The 20,947-nt window shown below is 70.8% G+C and carries 18 protein-coding genes and 1 other RNA gene; 5 read left to right on the top strand and 14 right to left on the bottom strand.

From position 1 onward, the window contains the following. Positions 1 to 85: 85 nt before the first annotated feature. From ACFY1S_RS02695 to pruA, 8 genes are all read right to left on the bottom strand, one after another. A complete protein-coding gene (locus tag ACFY1S_RS02695; protein ID WP_387112082.1) occupies positions 86 to 736 on the bottom strand; it encodes a hypothetical protein in 651 nt (216 codons plus the stop codon). Between the two features lie 70 nt (positions 737 to 806). After that, positions 807 to 1,182: a transfer-messenger RNA gene (gene ssrA, locus ACFY1S_RS02690) on the bottom strand. A gap of 104 nt (positions 1,183 to 1,286) precedes the next feature. Beyond that, on the bottom strand, positions 1,287 to 1,766 hold the full coding sequence (gene smpB, locus ACFY1S_RS02685) for an SsrA-binding protein SmpB (RefSeq protein WP_387112079.1): 480 nt from the start codon (positions 1,764 to 1,766) through the stop codon (positions 1,287 to 1,289). Positions 1,767 to 1,917: 151 nt separating this feature from the next. Then, positions 1,918 to 2,793 carry a permease-like cell division protein FtsX gene (gene ftsX / locus ACFY1S_RS02680; RefSeq protein WP_357980199.1) on the bottom strand — a complete coding sequence of 292 codons (876 nt, stop codon included), beginning with the start codon at positions 2,791 to 2,793 and terminating at the stop codon, positions 1,918 to 1,920. 67 nt (positions 2,794 to 2,860) lie between these two features. Further along, positions 2,861 to 3,541, bottom strand: a complete 681-nt coding sequence (gene ftsE, locus ACFY1S_RS02675; protein WP_030331491.1) for a cell division ATP-binding protein FtsE — start codon at positions 3,539 to 3,541, stop codon at positions 2,861 to 2,863. Positions 3,542 to 3,659: 118 nt separating this feature from the next. After that, positions 3,660 to 4,781, bottom strand: a complete 1,122-nt coding sequence (prfB, locus tag ACFY1S_RS02670) for a peptide chain release factor 2 (RefSeq protein ID WP_387112075.1) — start codon at positions 4,779 to 4,781, stop codon at positions 3,660 to 3,662. A 118-nt stretch (positions 4,782 to 4,899) separates the two neighbouring features. Continuing rightward, complete coding sequence (locus tag ACFY1S_RS02665; RefSeq protein WP_203177078.1) at positions 4,900 to 5,415, bottom strand: PadR family transcriptional regulator; 516 nt, start codon at positions 5,413 to 5,415, stop codon at positions 4,900 to 4,902. A 175-nt stretch (positions 5,416 to 5,590) separates the two neighbouring features. After that, on the bottom strand, positions 5,591 to 7,219 hold the full coding sequence (gene pruA / locus ACFY1S_RS02660; RefSeq protein WP_387112073.1) for an L-glutamate gamma-semialdehyde dehydrogenase: 1,629 nt from the start codon (positions 7,217 to 7,219) through the stop codon (positions 5,591 to 5,593). Between the two features lie 349 nt (positions 7,220 to 7,568). Here pruA and ACFY1S_RS02655 point away from each other — a divergent pair, with 349 nt between their 5' ends. Continuing rightward, positions 7,569 to 8,603, top strand: coding sequence for a hypothetical protein (locus tag ACFY1S_RS02655; RefSeq protein WP_387112070.1), 1,035 nt, complete (start codon positions 7,569 to 7,571; stop codon positions 8,601 to 8,603). A 10-nt stretch (positions 8,604 to 8,613) separates the two neighbouring features. Here the strand turns inward: ACFY1S_RS02655 and ACFY1S_RS02650 are convergent, their stop codons facing one another. Further along, positions 8,614 to 9,123: a DUF6912 family protein gene (locus ACFY1S_RS02650; protein WP_364367690.1), complete on the bottom strand. Its 510-nt coding sequence runs from the start codon at positions 9,121 to 9,123 to the stop codon at positions 8,614 to 8,616. 215 nt (positions 9,124 to 9,338) lie between these two features. Here ACFY1S_RS02650 and ACFY1S_RS02645 point away from each other — a divergent pair, with 215 nt between their 5' ends. Both ACFY1S_RS02645 and ACFY1S_RS02640 read left to right on the top strand, forming a co-directional pair. Continuing rightward, the gene (locus ACFY1S_RS02645; RefSeq protein ID WP_030490852.1) at positions 9,339 to 9,566 is read left to right on the top strand and encodes a helix-turn-helix domain-containing protein; all 228 of its coding nucleotides are present in this window, start codon (positions 9,339 to 9,341) and stop codon (positions 9,564 to 9,566) included. Positions 9,567 to 9,677: 111 nt separating this feature from the next. Continuing rightward, the gene (locus tag ACFY1S_RS02640; RefSeq protein WP_387112067.1) at positions 9,678 to 10,259 is read left to right on the top strand and encodes an Rv3235 family protein; all 582 of its coding nucleotides are present in this window, start codon (positions 9,678 to 9,680) and stop codon (positions 10,257 to 10,259) included. Positions 10,260 to 10,361: 102 nt separating this feature from the next. Here ACFY1S_RS02640 and secA read toward each other — a convergent pair whose 3' ends face one another. Further along, positions 10,362 to 13,286, bottom strand: coding sequence for a preprotein translocase subunit SecA (gene secA, locus ACFY1S_RS02635; RefSeq protein ID WP_387112064.1), 2,925 nt, complete (start codon positions 13,284 to 13,286; stop codon positions 10,362 to 10,364). A gap of 177 nt (positions 13,287 to 13,463) precedes the next feature. Between secA and ACFY1S_RS02630 the strand changes: the two genes are divergently transcribed. Together ACFY1S_RS02630 and ACFY1S_RS02625 are read left to right on the top strand one after the other, a co-directional pair. Further along, on the top strand, positions 13,464 to 14,606 hold the full coding sequence (locus tag ACFY1S_RS02630) for a GNAT family N-acetyltransferase (RefSeq protein WP_387114248.1): 1,143 nt from the start codon (positions 13,464 to 13,466) through the stop codon (positions 14,604 to 14,606). Next, positions 14,603 to 15,715: a GNAT family N-acetyltransferase gene (locus ACFY1S_RS02625; protein ID WP_387112061.1), complete on the top strand. Its 1,113-nt coding sequence runs from the start codon at positions 14,603 to 14,605 to the stop codon at positions 15,713 to 15,715. Before ACFY1S_RS02630 ends, ACFY1S_RS02625 begins: the two co-directional genes overlap by 4 nt. Positions 15,716 to 15,780: 65 nt before the next feature. Here the strand turns inward: ACFY1S_RS02625 and hpf are convergent, their stop codons facing one another. From hpf to mtrB, 4 genes are all read right to left on the bottom strand, one after another. Then, positions 15,781 to 16,419, bottom strand: coding sequence for a ribosome hibernation-promoting factor, HPF/YfiA family (gene hpf, locus ACFY1S_RS02620; RefSeq protein WP_364367706.1), 639 nt, complete (start codon positions 16,417 to 16,419; stop codon positions 15,781 to 15,783). A gap of 244 nt (positions 16,420 to 16,663) precedes the next feature. Beyond that, a complete protein-coding gene (locus ACFY1S_RS02615) occupies positions 16,664 to 17,374 on the bottom strand; it encodes a ComF family protein (RefSeq protein WP_387112057.1) in 711 nt (236 codons plus the stop codon). Positions 17,375 to 17,378: 4 nt separating this feature from the next. Then, positions 17,379 to 19,187: an LpqB family beta-propeller domain-containing protein gene (locus ACFY1S_RS02610; protein WP_387112054.1), complete on the bottom strand. Its 1,809-nt coding sequence runs from the start codon at positions 19,185 to 19,187 to the stop codon at positions 17,379 to 17,381. Next, positions 19,184 to 20,941, bottom strand: coding sequence for an MtrAB system histidine kinase MtrB (gene mtrB / locus ACFY1S_RS02605; protein WP_387112051.1), 1,758 nt, complete (start codon positions 20,939 to 20,941; stop codon positions 19,184 to 19,186). Before mtrB ends, ACFY1S_RS02610 begins: the two co-directional genes overlap by 4 nt. Between the last annotated feature and the right edge of the window lie 6 nt (positions 20,942 to 20,947).

Below are 20,947 nucleotides of genomic sequence, written 5' to 3'. Positions count from 1 at the left end.
CGCCGATGGTGAACCGCCGGCCGCGCTCTGTCCAGGGCCGGGTCGTGTCTCATCTGCCCCGTACGCCCCACCCGTCCCGCAGTCCTCAGCGGTCGCGGCCCGCCAGGCGGCGCAGTTGGTCGGCGACGGCGTGGGCGTCGCCGTCCCGACCGTCGGCCGGCCGGCCCGTCGTGATCGCGTCGGCGAGCGCCAGCAGCTCGGACGGGGGCAGCGAGGCGAGCCCCATGCCGCGCAGCGGGACGGTGACCCGCTGCCCTCTCGACGGGTCGGTGGCGATGATGCTCCGCATCCGGTCGGGGTCTCCCACCTCGCGGTACGACACCGCGCCGCCCTCGATCCGGGCCGTGGCGAGGTCGACGGCGCGCGTACGGAACGCACCCCGCACCCGCGCCCGGCTGCCGTCCAGCCACGCGGCGGTGCGGAGCACCCGCAGGACGAGGTGGACGCCGAGCAGGACGAAGGGCAGGCCGCACAGCCCGACGAACGGGCTGGGCCCGTCCGCGCCGCCGGAGTCCCGCAGGCCCGGCGGCAGCATTCCCGGCGGCAGGTCCCGGGCCTCCTCGTAGGAGGAGAACGCGTCGCCGGGGCCGGTCAGCCGGCGCAGCAGCCCGCCGGCGATCAGGGGCACCAGCACGAACGCCGCACCGACCGCCGCGACGAGGACGCCGAGCACCACCGCGACCGTGCGTTGGCCGGGTGACGCGCCTACCGACAGACGCATCTCCTGGTTCGTCACAGCGGCAGCGTAGTGCCCCAGGGACACGACAAAGCGCCCCGGCCGTGGGGCCGGGGCGCTTCGCTCGAGGTGGTGGAGGTGCCGGGAATCGAACCCGGGTCCTTCGCCGGTTTGTCAGGGCTTCTCCGAGCGCAGCTCGCTGTGCCTCTACTCGGCCCCACCGCTCACGCGAGCAAGTTGGTGTGACGGGCCCAGTCGCTGATTGATCTCGCCGCACGGACCCCGCGACCGGGTCCGATTGGCCAGCCTTCTAGCTGATGCCGGCTACTGGGACGAAGGCGTTCCCAGGCCGACAGACTTAGCTACTCGCCTCAGGCGGCGAGAGCGAAGTCAGCGCGATTGTTCTTGGCGCTTATTGGTTTCCGACGACCGATTCTCGAGACGACGTCGGCTTCCTCGGCTCGCTTCCCCTGTCGCTGCGTACGAAGTCGAAACCAGTCACCCCCTCGACAGGCCGCCGATGTGGCGGCACTGACAAGACTAACGCCTGCCGCAACGGCTTTCATCCCGAGCCCCGGGACGGCGCGCCGACCTGGACAAACGGGATGAATCAGTCGGCCATTCCCTTGCCGCGTCGACCGGACACCCGGGCGATCTCCCGGTCCGCGTCGCGCTTGGCGAGGTCCTGGCGCTTATCGTACGACTTCTTGCCCTTGGCCAGGGCGATCTCCACCTTGGCCCAGCCGTCGGAGAAGTAGACCTGGAGCGGGACGATCGTCAGACCACCCTCGCGGGTCTTGCCGACGAGCTTGTCGATCTCACCCCGGTTGAGCAGCAGCTTGCGCGTACGCCGGGGCTCGTGGTTGGTCCAGGTGCCCTGGGTGTACTCCGGGATGTGCATGGCGTGCAGGTACAACTCGCCGTCACGTTCCTGCGCGAACGCGTCGACAAGCGACGCCCGCCCGGCCCGCAACGACTTGACCTCGGTGCCGGTCAGCGCCATGCCCGCCTCGTACGTGTCGAGGATCGAGTAGTCGTGGCGCGCCTTCTTGTTGGAGGCGACCACCTTGCGCCCCTTTTCCCGTGGCATCGGTGCCACCCCCTCCCGTCTGACGTCACGGCCGCAGGTCACCCCGGCCGGACAACCGATCATGCTACCTGAGTCACAAGGACCCTCCCGCGCCGTTTATTTCCGGCCGCGGGAGGGTCCCCGGGAGACGACGGGACGGCCCGTACGGTGCCTAGACCCGCAGGTAGAACCGCAGGGTGATCCAGGCGGTGGCGGCGCTGACGAGGCCACCGACGCCGGCCATCAGCGGGAAGATGAACAGGATGTCACCCCAGCTGATCGGCGAGAGCAGACCCTGCAACGCGCTCAGTGATCCGTCGAAGAGCAGATACTTCGCCGCGATGAGCGCGACAAGGCCCAGCAGCGAACCGATCAGGCCGGCCACGACGGCCTCCAGCACGAACGGCGCCTGGATGAACCAGTTGGACGCGCCGACCAGCTTCATGACCGCCACCTCGCGCCGCTTGCTGTACGCGGCCACCTGGATGGTGTTCGCGACCAGCAGCAGGGCGGCGATCGCCATCACGATGGCGGCGGCCAGCGCGATGTTCTGGATCGAGGTGAGGATGTTGAAGATCTTGTCCAGCAGGCGGCTCTGGTCGACGATCTCGTCGACACCGGCCGTGTCCTTGTACTGGTCGTAGATGTTCTTGTACTGCTCCGGGTTGTTCAGCTTGAGCCGGAACGACTCGGGCAGCTGGTCCGGCTTGACGGCGTTCACCAGGTCCGGCGCGTCCTGGTACATCTCCTTGAAACGCTTGTACGCCTCATCCTTGTTGACGTAGAGAACCTCCTTAACCAGTGGGTCGCTCTTGAGCTTGCCATCCAGGTCAGTGCGCTCCTGCTCGCTCACCTCCTGGTTCAAGAAGATCGAGACTTCGATGTTCTTGTAGTAGAGGTCCTTCATGTCGTCGACCTGGCGGTACATGAGACCGCTGGCGCCGAGCATGGTCAGCGAGACCGCCATCGTGATGATCATCGCGATGGACATGGTCACGTTGCGCCACAGTCCGACCAGTACCTCGGACAGGACGTATTTCACGCGCATCGGGATTTCCTCCGGGTCTCCGGCATGAAGTGTTCGTCGTCAGGCTGCGCAGGGGTGGAGCGCCGGCTCACCCGTAGACGCCGCGGGCCTGGTCACGCACGATGCGACCGCTCTCGATCTCGACGACGCGGCGGCGCATCTGGTTCACGATGTTGGAGTCGTGGGTGACCATCACGACGGTCGTGCCGGTGCGGTTGATCCGGTCCAGCAGACGCATGATCTCGATCGAGGTGTCCGGGTCCAGGTTTCCGGTGGGCTCGTCCGCCAGCAGGATCAGCGGACGGTTCACGAACGCCCGGGCGACGGCGACCCGCTGCTGCTCACCACCGGAGAGCTCGTGCGGGTAGCGGTGCTCCTTGCCACCGAGCCCGACTAGCTCCAGCACCTCCGGCACGACCCGGCGGGCAACCGCCTTGGTCTTGCCGATCACCTCGAGAGCGAACGCCACGTTCTCGTAGGCGGTGCGGTTCGGCAGAAGCCGGAAGTCCTGGAAGACACAGCCGATCGAGCGGCGGAAGTGAGGTCGCTTCCAGGACCGCATCGACGTGACGTCCTTGCCGTTGACGACGACGCGACCCTTGTTGGGGGCTACCTCGTGCAGCAGCATCTTGATGATTGTGGACTTGCCGGAGCCGGATGGACCGATGAAGAAGACGAACTCGCCCTTCTCGATCGAGACGGACACGTTGTCGAGCGAAGGCCGGGACGCCTTCGGGTACGTCTTCGTCACTTGCTCAAGCTGAATCACGGGTGGTGAGTCTACGCGGTGTAACAACTGAGCCAAGCCCCACGCCCCACCGATCCGGTGCGCGTCGTCGAATCAGGCCTCTACCTGGAGATCGATGACGCGCTCCGCCCGCGAGCCGTCACGCACCGTCGCCGGCGAGTTGACGCTGCTTGCGCCAACGGATACCGGCCTCGATGAACTCGTCCAGGTCGCCGTCGAAGACGCCGCTCGGATTGCCGGTCTCCTGCTCGGTTCGGAGATCCTTCACCATCTGATACGGGTGCAGGACGTACGAGCGCATCTGGTCGCCCCACGAGCTGGTGCCGCCGCTCTTGAGGCCGGCCATCTTCTCTTCCTCCTCCTGGCGCTTGCGCTCCAGGAGCCGGGCCTGGAGCACCCGCAGCGCGGAGGCCTTGTTCTGCAACTGCGACTTCTCGTTCTGGCAGGTCACCACGATGCCGGTCGGGATGTGGGTCAGCCGGACCGCCGAGTCGGTGGTGTTGACGCTCTGCCCGCCGGGGCCGGAGGAGCGGTACACGTCGACGCGCACCTCGTTCTCCGGGATGTCGATGTGGTCGGTCTGCTCGGTGACCGGCAGGACCTCGACGCCCGCGAAGCTGGTCTGCCGGCGGCCCTGGTTGTCGAACGGGCTGATCCGGACCAGCCGGTGCGTGCCCGACTCGACGCTGAGTGTGCCGTACGCGTAGGGCACCTTGACCGCGAAGGTGGCCGACTTCAGACCCGCCTCCTCGGCGTACGAGGTCTCGTAGACCTCGGTCGGGTAGCCGTGGCGCTCCGCCCAGCGCAGGTACATCCGCAGCAGCATCTCGGCGAAGTCTGCCGCGTCCACGCCGCCCGCGCCGGCCCGGATGGCGACCAGGGCCTCCCGGGAGTCGTACTCGCCGGAGAGCAGGGTGCGGACCTCCATCTCCTGGATGGCCTTGGTCAGCCCGGCGATCTCCGTCTCGACCTCGGTGAGCACACCCGGGTCGGATTCGGCCTCGGCCAACTCCAGCAGCACCTGGGCGTCGTCGAGCCGGGCGCGCAGGCTGCCCAGCTTGCTGATCTCGCCGTTGACGTACGACAGCTGCGAGGTCACCTGCTGAGCCTTGGCCTGGTCGTCCCACAGGTGGGGGGCGGAAGCCTCCTGCTCAAGGCGGGCCTTGTCCTCGTGGAGACGGTCGAGGTTGAGGACGGCCTCGATGTTGCGCAGGGTCGCGTCGAGTTCCTTGAGCTGTTCGGCGTAATCGGCAGCGGTCACGACAGACAAGGGTACTGCGCAGACGAGGAGTGAGCTTGCGAGCCCCGCAGGTCCGCGCCAAATCGGCACTGCGTCACGGAAGGCGCAGCTCGTTCCCTGTCGGCGGACCCGCCGGAGATCACCCGACGGGGGCGGACTTCAACCACGACAGCGCGGCCCGGTGGTAGGCGACGGCGAACTCCAGGGCGCTGGCGTCGTACGTCTCGCCGTCCCGTTTGGCGTTCTTGACCTGTTCCCGGACCTGGGCGAGGGCCTCGGTGTGGTACTCGTTCGCGGAGGCGTACAGGCTCTTGAGCTGGCTGGCGGAGTGCAGGTTGCCGAAGGCCATCCGCAGCGCTATCGGGTTACGGATGGTGTCCCGCCCCGGGTTCTCCGCCAGCCAGCGGGAAAATGTCCGTTTCCCGCTTGCGGTGAGTGCGTACGGCTGGCTCATCCGCGGCCCCGGCTTACCGAGCCGCACGAAACCCCGCTCGGCCAGGACCGGCAACTCGCGGTAGACCTGACTGCGGGTCATCGACCAGTACGGCGCCAGACGGCGCTCAGCGGCGGCCATCAACTGGCCGCCTGTCATCGGGCCCTCGTGGAGGAGGCCGAGCAGGGCCGCCGCCGTAGGGTTGACTCCGGATTCCGCCATGCCCACTACGCTGCCACTTTGCGCACGCGGCGTCCAGGATTTGGCAGTTTGCCACCCGACAGGACTTCCTAAGTGCACTGTCGGCGACAGACTGTCCGTTGAGGACTATCGATGGATTGGATCGGCGGGCCGACCGCCGGCGGCACCGAGCGCGCCGCCGGCGGGTCGTCGCCGGTCAGCCCATGTGGGGGTACGTGTGGTCGGTCGGCGGCACGAACGTCTCCTTGATCGTGCGCGGCGACACCCAGCGGACCAGGTTCAGCCAGGAGCCCGCCTTGTCGTTGGTGCCGCTGGCCCGGGCGCCGCCGAAGGGCTGCTGCCCGACCACCGCGCCGGTCGGCTTGTCGTTGATGTAGAAGTTGCCTGCCGCGTACCGCATGCGCTCGCCGACCGAGTCGATCACCTGCCGGTCGGTGGCGAACACCGAGCCGGTCAGCGCGTACGGGGCGATCGACTCGGCCTGCGCGACCACCTCGTCGAAGCGGGAGTCGTCGAAGACGTGCACGCCCAGGATCGGCCCGAAGTACTCGGTGGTGAAGGTCTCGTGCGCGGCGTCGCCGCACTCGAAGAGGGTCGGCCGGACGAAGTAGCCCACCGAGTCGTCGGCCGTGCCACCGGCCAGCACCCGGCAGGAGTCGTCACCGGCGATCAGCTCCAGCGCCGCGGTGTGCCTGGCGAACGCCTTGTCGTCGATCACCGCGCCGCCGAAGTTGCCGAAGTCGGCCACGTCGCCGTAGGTGAGCGAGTTGGCGGTGGCGGCGAGCCGGTCGCGCAGTCCGCCCTCCCAGAGCGAGCGCGGCACGTACGCCCGCGACGCCGCCGAGCACTTCTGGCCCTGGTACTCGTACGCGCCACGGATCAGCGCGGTGTGCAGCGCGTCCACGTCGGCACTGGTGTGCGCGACCACGAAGTCCTTGCCACCGGTCTCGCCGACCAGCCGCGGGTAGCCCCGGTAGCGGGCGATGTTGTCGCCGACGGTCCGCCACAACTGCTGGAAGACCTTGGTGGAGCCGGTGAAGTGGATGCCGGCCAGGTCCGGGTCGGCGAGTACGACGTCGGAGACCTCCTCGCCCCGGCCGGTCACCATGTTGATCACGCCGGGCGGGAGGCCGGCGGCCTCGAACAGCCGCATGGTGAAGTGCGCGGCGAACTGCTGGGTCGGGCCCGGCTTCCAGATCACCGTGTTGCCCAGCAGGGCCGGCGCCGACGGCAGGTTGCCGGCGATCGCTGTGAAGTTGAACGGGGTGACCGCGTAGACGAAACCCTCCAGCGGGCGGTGGTCGAAGCGGTTCCAGACGCCTGGCGACGACGCCGGCTGCTCCTCGAGGATGCGACGGGCGAAGTGCACGTTGAACCGGAGGAAGTCGATGAACTCGCACGCCGAGTCGATCTCCGCCTGGATCGCGGTCTTCGACTGGCCGAGCATGGTGGCGGCGTTGAGGGTGTCGCGCCACGGGCCGGCGAGCAGCTCGGCGGCGCGCAGGAAGATCGCGGCGCGCTCCTCGAACGGCAGCGCCCGCCACATCGGGGCGGCCGCCTTGGCTGCCTTGATGGCGGCGTGCGCGTCGTCGTGGGTGGCGTGCGCCGTCACACCCAGCACGTGCGCGTGCTTGTGCGGCTGCACCACGTTGATCGGGTCACCGGCGGCCATCCGCTGCTCGCCACCGATGGTCATCGGCAGGTCGATGCGCTCCGCGGCGAGCGCGGTCAGCCGCCGCTGAAGCCGCTCCCGATCCCCGCTGCCCGGCTCGTAGTTGCGAACCGGCTCGTTGCGCGGCTCGGGTACGGAGAACACGGCGTCCATCAAGGCTCCTGGCGATCTCGACAGCAGTGGCGAAACCGGACCCGCGGGCACCGACCGGATGGCCGGACACCGGACGCCGCAGGACAGGGCCGAGCAGCGGCGGGACCTCCTCCGATTCTCCCATGCGAGGCCGTGCGCCCCACCTCGGCCACCTCCGTACGCCAAGGACCGCCCCACCCCTTCTCCCCTTACCGACCGGGCTCGATCCGACAGCCCGCAGCCATCGGGCGGCCGCTCGGCCCACGCCATTGGCGGAGCCGGACCGGGCGGCACCGTCGGGTGCGACGGGTCACCCAGCGGGCCCGCGTACCCTGAATGGTCGGTGACCTGCCGCCTCGAAGGGGAGACGATGACCAAGCAGCCCGGCCGCGTCCCGGCCGTCGAGTCGGACGACCCGGCGGTCGACGCCACCGACGGTCGGCCGACGCTCGCCCCCGGCGCGGCGGTGCTCGCGCTGCTGGCGCTGGGCTGGCTGGCCGCCATGCTCTGGTCCACCCGGGAGGCCACCACCTCGGCAGCGGCCGGGGTCACCGCGATCAGCCTCTCCGCGTTCGCCCTGCCCGGCGTGATCTCGGCCGCGCTGGTGGCCGGGGCGGCCGTGGCGCTGGCCGGCGGCAACCTGCTGGCCCGCCGCTACGGCGACGGGATCACCCTGCGTTTCGTCGGGGCGATCGGCGCCGGGATGGTGGTCGGGCTGGCCGCCGCGCTGGCCATCAACCTCACCTACTTCGACACCGCGACCACTAACGTGATCGCCGGCACCACGGCCGCCGCCGCGATCATCGGCGGTGCCATCGCCGGCGCGCGCTCGGCCCCGACTGTCGGCGCGGTGGTCACCGCGGCGCTGGGCACGCTGCTCTTCGTGGTGGCGTTCAGCCAGGCCCGCGACCCGCTGTTCGACCTCTTCGGCGCCGGGGACACCCAGGAGTCGCTGGTCAACGCCGCGAAGTGGGTGTCGCGTACCGAATCGCTCGTCGCCGGACTGCTCGCGGGGCTGCTCGCCTTCGGCTACCTGAGCTGGGCGCGGCGTCGGGCCGTCCGCCATAATCCCGAGACGCCCGCGCTGCGCTGGCCGGCGTACCTGCTCGCCGGCGCCGGACCCGGGCTGCTCCTGCTGCTCGCCGAGGTGATCATCCGGATCGGCGGCCGTTCCCTGCTGGACCTGGCCAGCGCGCTCAGCGAGGCGGACGCGGTGGCGCAGACCTCACTTGGCACCTCGCGGGTGGACAACGGCATCTGGGTGCTCTTCGTGGGCGCGCTGACCGCGCTCATCGCGTTCGGACGCACCCTCGGGCCGGCGCACACCGACGACGACGAGCCGGTCGACTCCCCCGCCGACGCGGGCGACCCGACCGACGCCGTCGAGGCGGACCAGGCCCGCTGACCCCGACCGCTCAGCCGGCGGCGCGCAGCAACAGGTCGAGTTCCGTCACGTCGTACCACTCCAGCTCGTGGTCCTCGGCGCCGTCGACTGTGAACTGGGCGTCCGGGTCGCCGGCGGCGGCCTCGGCCACCACGTCGGCCGCCGCGGCGATCTCCTCGACGGCGTCCGCGCCGTCCACGTGGATCGCCGCCACGGCGGCGACAGGCACGACGTCGGCCAGCGTCACCATGCTGGATCCCAGTTCGCCGTCGCCCCGCCCGAGCGCTGCCGGCGGCAGGTCGGCCGAGACGACGACCCGGCGGCGGGGCGCGCCCGGGTCGGCCCGGAGCAGGTGCAGCGCCTCCTGGGCGGCCCTGGTGAACGCCACGTACTCCAGCTCCTCCTCGTCGCCCTCGGCGTACCACTCGCGCAGCGCCGGCGTCACGGCGTGCGCCTGGTCGGCGCTCAGGCCCTGCTCACGCAGTCGGGCCAGCATCGGTACGGTCGCCGGTACGTACACCCGGACAAGCTCCTGGTTCACCGGTTGTCTCCCCGCTCGGTCCTCCACCGGCGGCCGCCGGCACGGGCGCAGATCATGCCGCACGCCGTGACCGTCATACACCGCACCTCCGGTCGGTGGAAGTTCCTCGCCGGTGTGTCAGCAGTCGCCGGTCCCGCGACCGGGCGGGCCGGCGCTGGGCTCTCCGCGCTGTCGATGGCAAACTGAACCAAACGACATCAACCCCGGGAGTGTCAGTGGAGCCCAGGTTCCTGCTGCTGTCCGACGTCGCCGCCGAGCTCAACGTGTCGGACTCGCAGGTCTACCACATGGTGCGCAGCGGGGAGCTGCCGGCGATCAAGATCGGCGGGCGTGGCCAGTGGCGGGTGGAGCGCGCCCGGCTGGAGGAGTACATCGCGCGCAAGTACGACGAGACCGCCGACTGGGTACAGAGCAATCCCCTCGTCGACCGCGATCCTGAGTAGCGCCGCCCGCCGTCCCGCCCTTCGACGACGCCATTGACCCGGACGGTCCGGTCGCTCAGAATCAATGAGTCGAGAGCAAACGAAGGCAAACGCAAGATCGAGAGGGCTGCGATGAGTGAGCGTCCGTCCCGACCACCCGTACGGCTGCGCCCCGCCCCACCCATCGACCCCCCGTACGCGGACGAGGCGGAGGGACCGTACTGGCCGGTGCCGACCCACGGCCAGCTCGCCCTCGACCTGTTCGCCGCCTCCCGCCAGGAGCAGGCCCGGCCACCGCAGCGTCGCCGCACCCTCCGCCCGGTGCCCAGCAGTCCGGCCGGCCACCCGGGCGCCCCACTGCCGTCCACCACCGCCTCCGAGGCGACCCGGGCGGCGCACCGCTTCGTCAGCACCTGCCTCGAGGTGGTCAACGGCTACCGCTCGCCGGCGCAGGTGCGGCCACTGCTCGACCCGTCCCACTCCGGAGAGCTGCTGATCGAGCTGGCCCGGGCCTCCGGACGGACCGGCGTGACCCGCCGCCGCGCCGCGCGGCCGCTGGCCCGGCTGCTCCGCCTGCGGGTCTGCGAGATCGGGGACGCCGCGGTGGAGGCCGCCGCCGTGCTCACCGGCGACGGCGGCCGGAGCTGGGCGATGGCGCTGCGCCTGGAACACCGCAGGGGCCGCTGGCTCTGCACCGCCCTGCACGTCCTCTGACCACCCACCGGCACTGCTCAACGGCCGGAGCCGGGTGAAGCCCGGATACGCCGACGGGCCACGGCCAGAATCGGCCGGGACCCGTCGGTCGAGCTGCTTCGGTCAGTTGCCGCCGTTGGGGGCGCCGTGGCAGCGCTTGTACTTGCGGCCCGAACCGCACGGGCACGGCGCGTTGCGCGACGGGCCGTTGGAGGCGTCCGCCTGACTCGGCGCCGGACGGCGCGAGCCGGCCGTCGGAAGCGCCGGGCCACGCAGCCCGGAAGCCGGCCGCTGCGGGGCGGACGGCGCGCTCTGCCCCGGCGACGCCGGGGCGCCCTGAGCCGGGCGACCCACACCGAGCGCGGGCGCCTGCTGCTCGGCCTGCTCGACCGCCACCGCACCCGGGCTGGCCTCGCCGTCGATGGTGGGAGCCGAATACTGCAGACCCTGCCGCTGCGGAGCGCGGTTGAGGCCCTTGGCCCGGATCTCCACAGGCTTGTCCAGGAGCGTGACCTCCTCCGACTCCGCGGGCTCCGGCTCGGTCACCTGGACGTCCACGTTGTAGAGGAAGCCGACAGTCTCCTCCTTGATGCCGTCCATCATGGTGGCGAACATGTCGAAGCCCTCGCGCTGGTACTCCACAACCGGGTCCCGCTGCGCGTACGCCCGGAGGTTGATGCCCTCCTGGAGGTAGTCCATCTCGTAGAGGTGCTCACGCCACTTGCGGTCGATCACCTGGAGCAGCACCATCCGCTCGAGCTGGCGCACCCCCTCGGTGCCGAGCTGCTCCTCGCGCCTGTCGTACGCGGCGTGCGCGTCCTCCTTGAGGCGGGCGACCAGGAAGTCGGCGTCCATGCCGGCCCGGGAACCGCCGGCCTCCTCCTCCAGCTCCTCGATCGTCACGCCGACCGGGTAGAGCTGCTTGAGGCTGGACCAGAGCTGCTCGAGGTCCCAGTCCTCGCCGTAGCCCTCCGAGGTGGCACCCCGCACGTACGCCTCGACGGTGTCGTCGATCATGTTGCGCACCTGGTCGGAGAGGTCCTCACCGTTGAGCACCCGGAGCCGCTCGGCGTAGACGACCTGCCGCTGCTTGTTGAGCACCTCGTCGTACTTGAGCACGTTCTTACGGATCTCGGCGTTCTGACCCTCGATCTGGGCCTGGGCGCTCTTGATCTGCCGGGTGACCATCTTCGACTCGATGGGCACGTCCTCCGGGATGTTGAAGCGCTCCATCACCGCCTCGACCGCGCCGGCCCGGAAGCGCCGCATCAGCTCGTCCTGCAGGGACAGGTAGAAGCGGGACTCGCCCGGGTCACCCTGCCGGCCGGCGCGACCGCGCAGCTGGTTGTCGATCCGCCGGGACTCGTGCCGCTCGGTGCCCAGCACGTACAGGCCACCGGCGCCGGCGACCTCCTCCGCCTCGGCGTCGCAAGCCTGCTTCCAGGTGGGCAGGACCTCCTCCATCGCCTTGGCGTACTCCTCCTCGTTCTCCAGCGGGTCGAGGCCACGCTGGCGCAGCTCGTTCGCGGCGAGGAACTCGGGGTTGCCGCCGAGCAGGATGTCCGTACCACGGCCGGCCATGTTGGTGGCCACCGTGACGGCGCCCTTACGCCCGGCCTGGGCGACGATCTCGGCCTCCCGGGCGTGGAACTTGGCGTTCAGCACGTTGTGCGGGATGCCCCGCCGACGCAGCAACTGGGAGAGGATCTCCGAGTTTTCCACCGAGACGGTGCCGACAAGCACCGGCTGGCCCATCTGGTGCCGCTCGGCGATGTCCTCGATTACCGCGTTGAACTTGGCCTTCTCGGTCTTGTAGATGACGTCCGGCCGGTCCTCGCGGACCATCGGGCGGTGGGTCGGGATGCTCACGACGCCGACCTTGTAGACCTTGTTGAACTCGCTCGCCTCGGTCTGCGCCGTACCGGTCATCCCGGACAGCTTGTTGTAGAGGCGGAAGTAGTTCTGGAGGGTGATGGTGGCCAGGGTCTGGTTCTCCTGCTTGATCTCCACCCCCTCCTTGGCCTCGATCGCCTGGTGCATGCCCTCGTTGTAGCGGCGGCCGTGCAGGATGCGACCGGTGAACTCGTCGACGATCAGGACCTCACCGTCGCTGACGATGTAGTCCTTGTCGCGCTTGTACAGCTCCTTGGCCTTGATGGCGTTGTTGAGGTAGCCGACCAGCGGAGTGTTCACCGACTCGTACAGGTTGTCGATGCCGAGCCGGTCCTCGACCTTGGCCACGCCGCGCTCGGTCACCGCGATGGTGCGCTTGGAGTGGTCGACCTCGTAGTCGCCCTCGCCGTCGGTGCCGGGCTGGAGCCGGGCCACCACGCCCGCGAACTCGCCGTACCAGCGGGCCGAGTGCTCGGCCGGACCGGAGATGATCAGCGGGGTGCGTGCCTCGTCGATGAGGATCGAGTCGACCTCGTCGACGACGGCGAAGTTGTGACCGCGCTGGACCAGCTCGTCCTTCGACCAGGCCATGTTGTCGCGCAGGTAGTCGAAGCCGAACTCGTTGTTGGTGCCGTACGTGATGTCGCACTCGTAGGCGGCCTTGTGCTCGCTGGCCGGCCGGTTGGGCAGCACCACGCCGACGGTCAGCCCGAGGAACTCGTGCACGCGACCCATCCAGGCCGCGTCGCGCTGGGCGAGATAGTCGTTGACGGTGACCACGTGCACGCCGTCGCCGGAGAGCGCGTTGAGGTAGACAGCCATGACCGAGGTCAGCGTCTTACCCTCACCGGTCTTCATCTCGGCGATGTTGCCGAAGTGCAGAGCCGCGCCGCCCATCACCTGGACGTCGTACGGCCGCTGGCCGAGCACCCGGGCGGCCGCCTCGCGGGCCACCGCGAACGCCTCCGGCAGCAGGTCGTCGAGGGTTTCACCGTCGGCGAGCCGCTCCCGGAACTGCTCGGTCATGCCGCGCAGCTCCTCGTCGGTGAGGTTGACGTAGTCGTCCTCGATCGAGCTGACGGCATTGGCGATGGCCTTGAGCCGCCGCACCATGCGGCCCTCGCCCGCGTTAAGGACCTTTTCCAGAATCGACACGGATCAACGCTCCCCTAGACAGTCTCGAACCATCGTAGGCGCTCCATCGGCGCGATGGTCACTGGTGGCGGTGCTCCGTCCCGCCGAACCCGACATAACTCGCGTCCGGGTCGTGCGCCGGACGTTATCCGGTTACGCCGTCGGCGAACGTTCCGGCACTATGCACGGGTGGAGCCCATGGAGATCATCGAGGACGGCGTACTGCTGCGACCCTGGCGGAACGCCGACGCCGACGACGTGCACCGCGCCTGCCAGGATCCGGACATTCAGCGCTGGACCACCGTACCGCGCCCGTACCTTCCGGAACACGCGCACGGCTTCGTCACCGAGCTGAGCGGACGTGCCTGGGCGGAGGGCACCGGTGCTCCGTTCGCGGTCTGCGACCCCGCGTCCGGCGAGCTGCTCGGCTCGTGCGGCCTGGTCTCCATCGACGGCGGCGGCACCGGCGAGATCGGCTACTGGACGGCCCCGTGGGCGCGCGGCCGGGGCGTGGCCGTCCGGGCGACCCGGGCGGTGGCCCGCTGGGCCCTCGGAACGCTCGGGCTGCGCCGGCTTCTCTGGCAGGCCGAGGTGGGCAACCACGCCTCCCGCCTTGTCGCGCTCCGGGCCGGGTTCCGGATCGACGGCCGACTGCGGCTCGGCCGACCGGCGCCGGACGGCCTCCAGGACGGCTGGGTCGGCTCGCTGCTGCCCGGCGAGGTACCCGAACAGGGGTCGACCGGGCCGGCCGGGCCGGGCACCCTGACCGCTCGGCGGGCCGCCGTCTTCGGCCACCCGCAGCCCCCGCTGTTCGCCACCGCCGGAGCCGGCGAGCTGCGGCTCCGCCCACTGGAGGAGCAGGACCTCGACGCCCTGGTGCGGACCTGCCGAGACCCGGAGACCGTCCGCTGGACCACCGTGCCGGACCCGTACGACCACGCCGACGCGCGGTGGTACCAGGAGCACTGCCGGGAGCTGTGGGCCCGCGGCGACGCTGCATGCTTCGCGATCGCCGACCCGGCCGACAGGTACGTCGGCTCGATCGACCTTCGGCTCTCCCCGGTCGACCCGCTGCTGGCCGACGTGGGGTTCCTGACGGCGCCCGACGCCCGTGGCCGCGGCGTCATGCCCGCCGCGTTGCTCGCGCTGAGCGCCTGGGGGTTCACCGCGCTGGGTCTGGCGCGTGTCGAGTGGAAGGCGCACGTGGGCAACAACGCCTCCCGCCGGGTGGCGGAGAAGGCGGGCTTCTCGTTCGAGGGGATCGCCCGGGGTGGCATCCCGCACCGGGGCGAGCGGGCCGACGTCTGGGTCGCCGCGCTGCTCGCGGATGACCTGGCATGACGCCGCCGCAGGTGGTCGAGGCGTACGGGGTGCGGCTGCGGCTGTTCCGCACCGAGGACACCGCCGACGTGGTCGACGGCTGCGCCGATTCGGTCAGCCAGCGGTTCGTGCCGAACCTGCCGTCCCCGTACACCGAGGTCGACGCCCGCTGGTGGATCGACGTCGGCGCCCCGGCGACCTGGACCGGCGGTGGCGCCGCGTACGCCGTCGCCGACCCGGCCACCGACCGGCTGCTCGGCGCGGTGGGTCTCAGCAACCCGGTGCCCGAACGGGGTCAGGCCGAGATCGGCTACTGGGTGCGGCCCGAAGCGCGCGGACGCGGGGTGGCCACCGCGGCGACCCGCGCGCTGAGCGACCACGCGTTCGCCACCGGAACCGCCAGACTGGAACTGCTCACCGAGGCCGCAAACGGCCCGAGCCAGCGGGTCGCGCTGGCCGCCGGCTTCCGTCACGAGGGGTCGCGCCGGTCGGCCGGGTCCGGCCGCGACGGGGGCCGGCACGACCTGCTGGCCTGGGTACGTCTCGCCGACGACCCACCGGGCCCGACCGCCCGGCCGCTGCCCGACCTGCCCGACGGGGTGCTCACCGACCAGGTGGTGACGCTGCGCCGGCTGGCGCCCGACGACGCGGAGCTGATGTACCGGCTGCACAGTCGGCAGGAGGTCGTCGCGAACCAGGCGCCGCCGGTGCCACCGACGTGGGAGGCGATCGAGCGGCGCTGCCTGCTCGCCGAGAGCGGGTGGCTGACCGGCGACATCGCCCGGCTGCTGATCGTCGACGCGGCCACCGGCGAGCCGGCGGGCAGCTGCGGGTTGTCGTTCACGGACGCGGCCAGCGGCGAGGCCTCGGTCGGTTACGCGCTGCTGCCCGACTGGCGGGGCCGGGGGTACGCGACAAGGGCTGTCCGGCTGCTCGCGGCGTGGGCCTTCGGCTCGGCCGGTGTCGCTCGGCTTGTCGCGGGCACGGTGCCTGACAACGGCGCCTCGCACCGGGTCCTGGAGCGGGCCGGTTTCCACAGGGAGGGCCTCCAGCGCGGCCGCCTGCCGGGACTGGACGGCGGGCGTCTGGACGACCTGACGTTCGCACTGCTCCCCGCCGACCTGCGCTGAGAGCGATCACGGGGTTGCGGTGGGCTGCCCCACCACAACCCCGTGATCGATCGGCTCGGCTGCCGTCAGGTGGCGAGGGAGATGATCCCGTAGTCGTAGGCGTGGCGCCGGTAGACGACGCTGGGACGGCCCGTCTCCTTGTCCTGGAACAGGTAGAAGTCGTGGCCGACCAGTTCCATCTCGAACAACGCGTCGTCGATGGTCATCGGCTCCGCCGGGTGCACCTTCTCCCGGGCGATGTGCCACGGCTGCTGGGCGTCGTCCTCCTCCTCGACCCGCTCGGCGACGGCCGTGCCGGCGCGTGCGCCGTCACCCGGCGCGCTGAGCGGGGGGGCCACCAGATCCGCGACAGGAAGGCCTGCGGTGGCGGCGGCGACGGAGATCGGAGCATGCCGACCCCTGTGTACGCGGCGACGGTCGGCCGCGCGGCGCAGTCGGGTGTCGAGCTTCGCGATGGCGGCGTCGAGTGCGCTGTAGAAGTCGTTCGTGCACGCCTCGGCCCGAATCACCGGACCCCGGGAAATGCAGGTGATCTCCACCCGCTGGCAGTGGTCGGCCTGGCGCGGATTGCGCTCGTGAAAGAGCTCGACATCGACACGAATAAGTTTGTGGTCGTAGCGTTCGATCTTTGCGAGTTTCTCGGCTACGTGCACCCGGTAATGGTCCGGCACTTCGACGTTGCGGCCCTTGACCACGATGTCCACGTGACCTCCCTTGTTCGGACGTCTTCGATCCGGTGACCCGGTCGCGCGCCGTGGGAGACCCGCTGGCGTCGACCGGACAGTGCGGCTACGCCTCCTCTCACCGCCGGGGGCGGGTGGAATGGACCTCCTACCCCCGACAGGAAAACGCTAACGCCTGTTTGCCCGGCAGTCACCCCATGTTGCCGAGACCGCCCGAGATTTTTCGCAGCTCATACACCAACGGGTGAAACGGAAACACGATCGGTTACGAACGGAGTCTTTTCTCGGTCGCCGCGAGCACCGCCGCGACATCCGGTGCCGACCCGGTAGCGGACAGCACGCGGGCCGCCGCGGCCAACGTGACCCCGGTCGTCACTATGTCGTCGAGGAGCACCACGACCGGCGCGACACCCGCCGCATCGGCACCTGTCGGCGCGGCCGAGCGCTGTCGGAACGCCTCCTGCGCCGCCGCGGCCCGGCCCGCGCTGTCAAGCGTCACCGAGTCGGGTCGGGGCAGCGCACGCAGGGGCCGGTGCACACGGACCGACCAGCCGCTCCGACGAAGACGTGCCGCGCAGTGCCGCGCCAACCGGTCCAGGTGATCGCCGTACCGGGCCCGGGCCGCCGCCGCCGTGTCCGGCACCGGAACCAGCGCCACCTGTCGACTTCCGTCGCCGACGGCCGTCGCGACGACCGCCGCCAGCAGACCGCCCAGTGGACGGGCCAACCCGTGCCGCCCATGGTCCTTGTACGCCAGCAGGGCCTCCCGCAGCGGGCCGGCGTACGGACCGAGGGCGACACACGGTGGGAGGCCGGCCGGGGCGGGGGTGGGACGTACCGGCCCGGGACGCAGCGCGTCGAGCGCCGTCACGCAGGAGGGGCAGACCCCGTGCCGCAGGCCGGACCGGCGTTCCCGACAGCCCGCGCAATCGACGGGCAGCACCAGGTCGGTGAGGTCCGCCCAGAGCCCGCGCATGGTGTCAGTAGAGGAAGAACGGGGCTGACGGGTTGCTCGGACGGCCGCCGGCCGGCGGTGGGGCGATGTCGCGTACCCGGTCGGGCTCGATCCGCTCCAACGGGCTGCTGCGGTACGCCACCCCGTTCGCCTCGTACATGTACGCCCCGCTGGGCAGGGGCACGGTGCGGTTGGTCGGGTACGCCGTCAGGTGGTTGACCTTGGCACCGACGTCGGTACGCAGCGGCGTCTCCACGGCACCGTCGACGCTGATCTCGTAGATCGCCGGCTGGCCGGCCGACCCGGCCACGACGAGCTGGTCCTCCCGACCCCAGTCCACTGTCGTGAGGCCGGTCAGCGAGGTCACCAGCTGCCGGGGCGGGCCGATGGACACCCCGCCGCCGTCGAGGTTGACCGCCGCCACGTAGAGCTGACCGCCGGCGACCAGGGCGACCCGCTGGCCGTCCAGCGCGGCGGCCACCGCGGTGACCGGACCGGGCACGTTGAGCGGCACCTGATACATCCGGGCACCCTCGTCGAAGCGGTAGAGCTGACCGTCGGCCACCACCAGGCCCCGGCCGGGCCGGGAGTCGGCCATCCGCAACCAGACCGGTCGGCTGATCGAGGCGTACTCGGAGGTGCCCCGGTTGAGCGTGGTGATCGGGGCGGGCCCGCTGCCCACGGCGAGGCGCTGGCGACTCTTGCCGCTGCTCACCACCATCGCGGCGAGCACCCGGTTGTCGGCCCGGGCCAGGCCGGCGGAGACGATGTTGCGGTTGATGTCGGGTGCCAGGGGCACCGCCCCGCTGAGCTCGCCGACGAAGTCGAGCGGGCGGATCCCGCCCTCGTACACGCAGAACCGCTGCGGGCTCTCGGTGATCGGGTAGAGCCGTTCGGCCGCGCGGCGGGCGTTCAGATCCAGCACCGGCTGCGAGTTGTTGCGGATCTTCAGGTCCAACTGGCCCCCGAGGTCGCCCAGCGACCAGGCGAGCTGCGTGAGCAGCTGGTCGATGCCGTTCTGGTCGTCGCCGGACATGTCCAGGTTGACCTCCCACCTGTCGTTCGCGCCGGTGGCGTTGTTGATCAGCTCGGTGCGGTCGGGCAGCCCCACGACACCGGGGCGCAGCCAGTCCGACGGACCGGCCACCAACCACTTGACGACCTCGTTGACCCGCCGCTCCTGCGGCACCGCCACCGGCAGGTAACGCTGGTCGGGCACCAGACGGGTGCGGTCGGAACTCCAGAAGTAGATCGACTCGCCCTGGTAGTACTGCTGGAGGGCCACGTCGCTGAGCAGCAGCACGTTCGGGGGGTCGACCACGTACAGGCCGGCGCGTTCGTCGTTGGCGGCGCCGTCCAACGTGCCGCTGCGCAACCTGAACTCGTACTCCGTCTCGGTCGCCACCGGCGGGGCCAGCGTGCCGTTGGCCCGCAGCACACCGATCTGCTGCACGCTGATCTTCACGGTGGTGGTCGAGTCGCTGTTGAGGGTGTAGACGGCCTCGCGCAACCGGACCACCGTCATGGCGACCTCGCTGCCCTTCTTGTCCTGGAGACTGGCCCGGTCCTCCGGCGCGATGAACGCCTTGACCCGCTCGTAGGCCCGATCCGGTTCACCGGCGGCCGCGGACAGAAAGTTGCGGACGAAGGCCTCGTTGGAGCTGCCGCTCGCCGTACGCGACGGCGGCTCGCTCGGCCGGCCGTTCCCCGAACCGGCCCCCGTCGCCGCCCCGCCCTTACCGTCCACCCGTACGTCCGACGAGGCCGGGATGCCGCAGGCACCGCCCAGCAGAAGCACCACACCTAGTGCCCCGAGCACGACCGGCCGCCTCATGAGCCCACCTCCGCCCGCTGCCCGTCCCCGGTCGGCGCCGGGCCGATCGCCAACGCCCCACCGGTGCCGGGCCCGATGGCCAGCGGACCACCGTCGCGGGGGCCGCCGAACGGCAGGGCGGCGTCGGCCGGCACCAGCCGCAGCGGCGAGGTGGTCAGTCGGTCACCGGCCCGGGCCGGCAGGGTGAGGCGGAACTGGGCGCCCTGCCCCGGCGCGCCCCACGCCTCCAGCCAACCGCCGTGCAGTCGGGCGTCCTCCAGGCTGATCGACAGGCCCAGACCGGTGCCACCGGTCTGCCGTGCCCGGGACGGATCAGCCCGCCAGAACCTGTTGAACACCAGCTTCTCCTCGCCGGCCTTGAGCCCGACCCCGTGGTCCCGCACGGTGATCGCCACGGCGGTCTCGTCGATGCCGAGGGTGATCAGCACCGGGCGGGCCTCGCCGTGCTCGACGGCGTTGCCCACCAGGTTGCGCAGCACACGCTCGACCCGGCGCGGGTCGACCTCGGCGATCACCGGGGTGCCCGGCAGGTCGAGTTCGATGGGTACGCCCACCCGCTCGGCCAGGCCGGCCAGCCGCTCGACCACCCGGTGCACCACAGGCACCAGGTCGGTCGGCTCGGCGTCCAGCATGGCGAACCCGGCGTCGAACCTGCTGATCTCCAGCAGGTCGGTGAGCAGCTCCTCGAAGCGGTCCAGTTCGGCCTGGAGCAGCTCGGCGCTGCGGGCCACCGCCGGATCGAACTCGTCGCGCTCGGCGAAGATCAGGTCGGCGGCCATCCGGACCGTGGTCAACGGGGTACGCAGCTCGTGCGAGACGTCCGAGGTGAAGCGGCGCTGCAACCGGGACATCTCCTCCAGGCGCAGGATCTGCCGTTGCAGGTTGGTGGCCATCTGGTTGAACGAGGCGGCGAGCAGGGCGAGGTCGTCCTCGCCGTTGACCACCATCCGCTGGTCCAGAAGGCCGGCGGAGAGCCGCTGGGCGGTACGCGCGGCCACCCGGACCGGGTTCACCACCAGGCGGGTGACCAGGGCAGCGAGCAGCCCGAGCAGGATCACCAGCGCCACTCCGGTGGCCACCACCGTGGCCCGGGCGTCGGCCGCTGTGGAGTCCTGCCGGGTCAGCGGCACCAGGTAGTACAGCTCGATCTGGCCGAAGCGGGTGGGCACCGGAGAGCCGTAGACCAGGTATTTGGTGCTCTGCCCGGTGAGCCGGCCGGTTCGGATCTGGCTGGCCACCTTGCCCTCGGCGACCGCGGCCCGCAGCTCCGGGCTGATCAGCGGCTGGACGTTCACCGACGGCGCGGCGCGGGTCTGGATGTCGTTGGGGTAGTCGTCGGCGGTGATCGCCACCACCACGCCACTGGTCTGCTGGGGGTCACCGCCGGCCAGGTAGTTGACAGTGCCGTCGATGGTCTCCTGGAGTTGCGCCTCCTGCGGCTGGCCGTACAGGGAGACCTGCTTGGCCGCGTAGCTGGCGCCGCTGTTCACCCGCAGCCGCACGTCGGTGCGGGCGTTGTCCAGCAGGATCGTGGTGATCTTGTCGGCGATCAGGAACGCGAAGCCGCCGACCAGCAGGCTGGAGGCGACAAGCGTGATGGTCACCACCCGCACCTGGAGGGAGCGGCGCCAGGTCTGGTGCACCCGGGCCAGCACCCGCGCGGCGCGGCCACTCACCGCACGCCAGAGCTCCCCACCGGCGATACGCCGGCGGGCAGCCGCTGTCGGGGGGTGTGGGGGCGGTGAGGTCGACACAGTGTG

The sequence above is a fragment of the Micromonospora sp. NPDC000663 genome, from assembly GCF_042898105.1.
In the GTDB taxonomy this organism is placed as follows: domain Bacteria; phylum Actinomycetota; class Actinomycetes; order Mycobacteriales; family Micromonosporaceae; genus Micromonospora.
The sequence above is the reverse complement of the archived record's forward strand: the minus strand, read 5'-3'. Positions and strand labels throughout refer to the sequence as shown.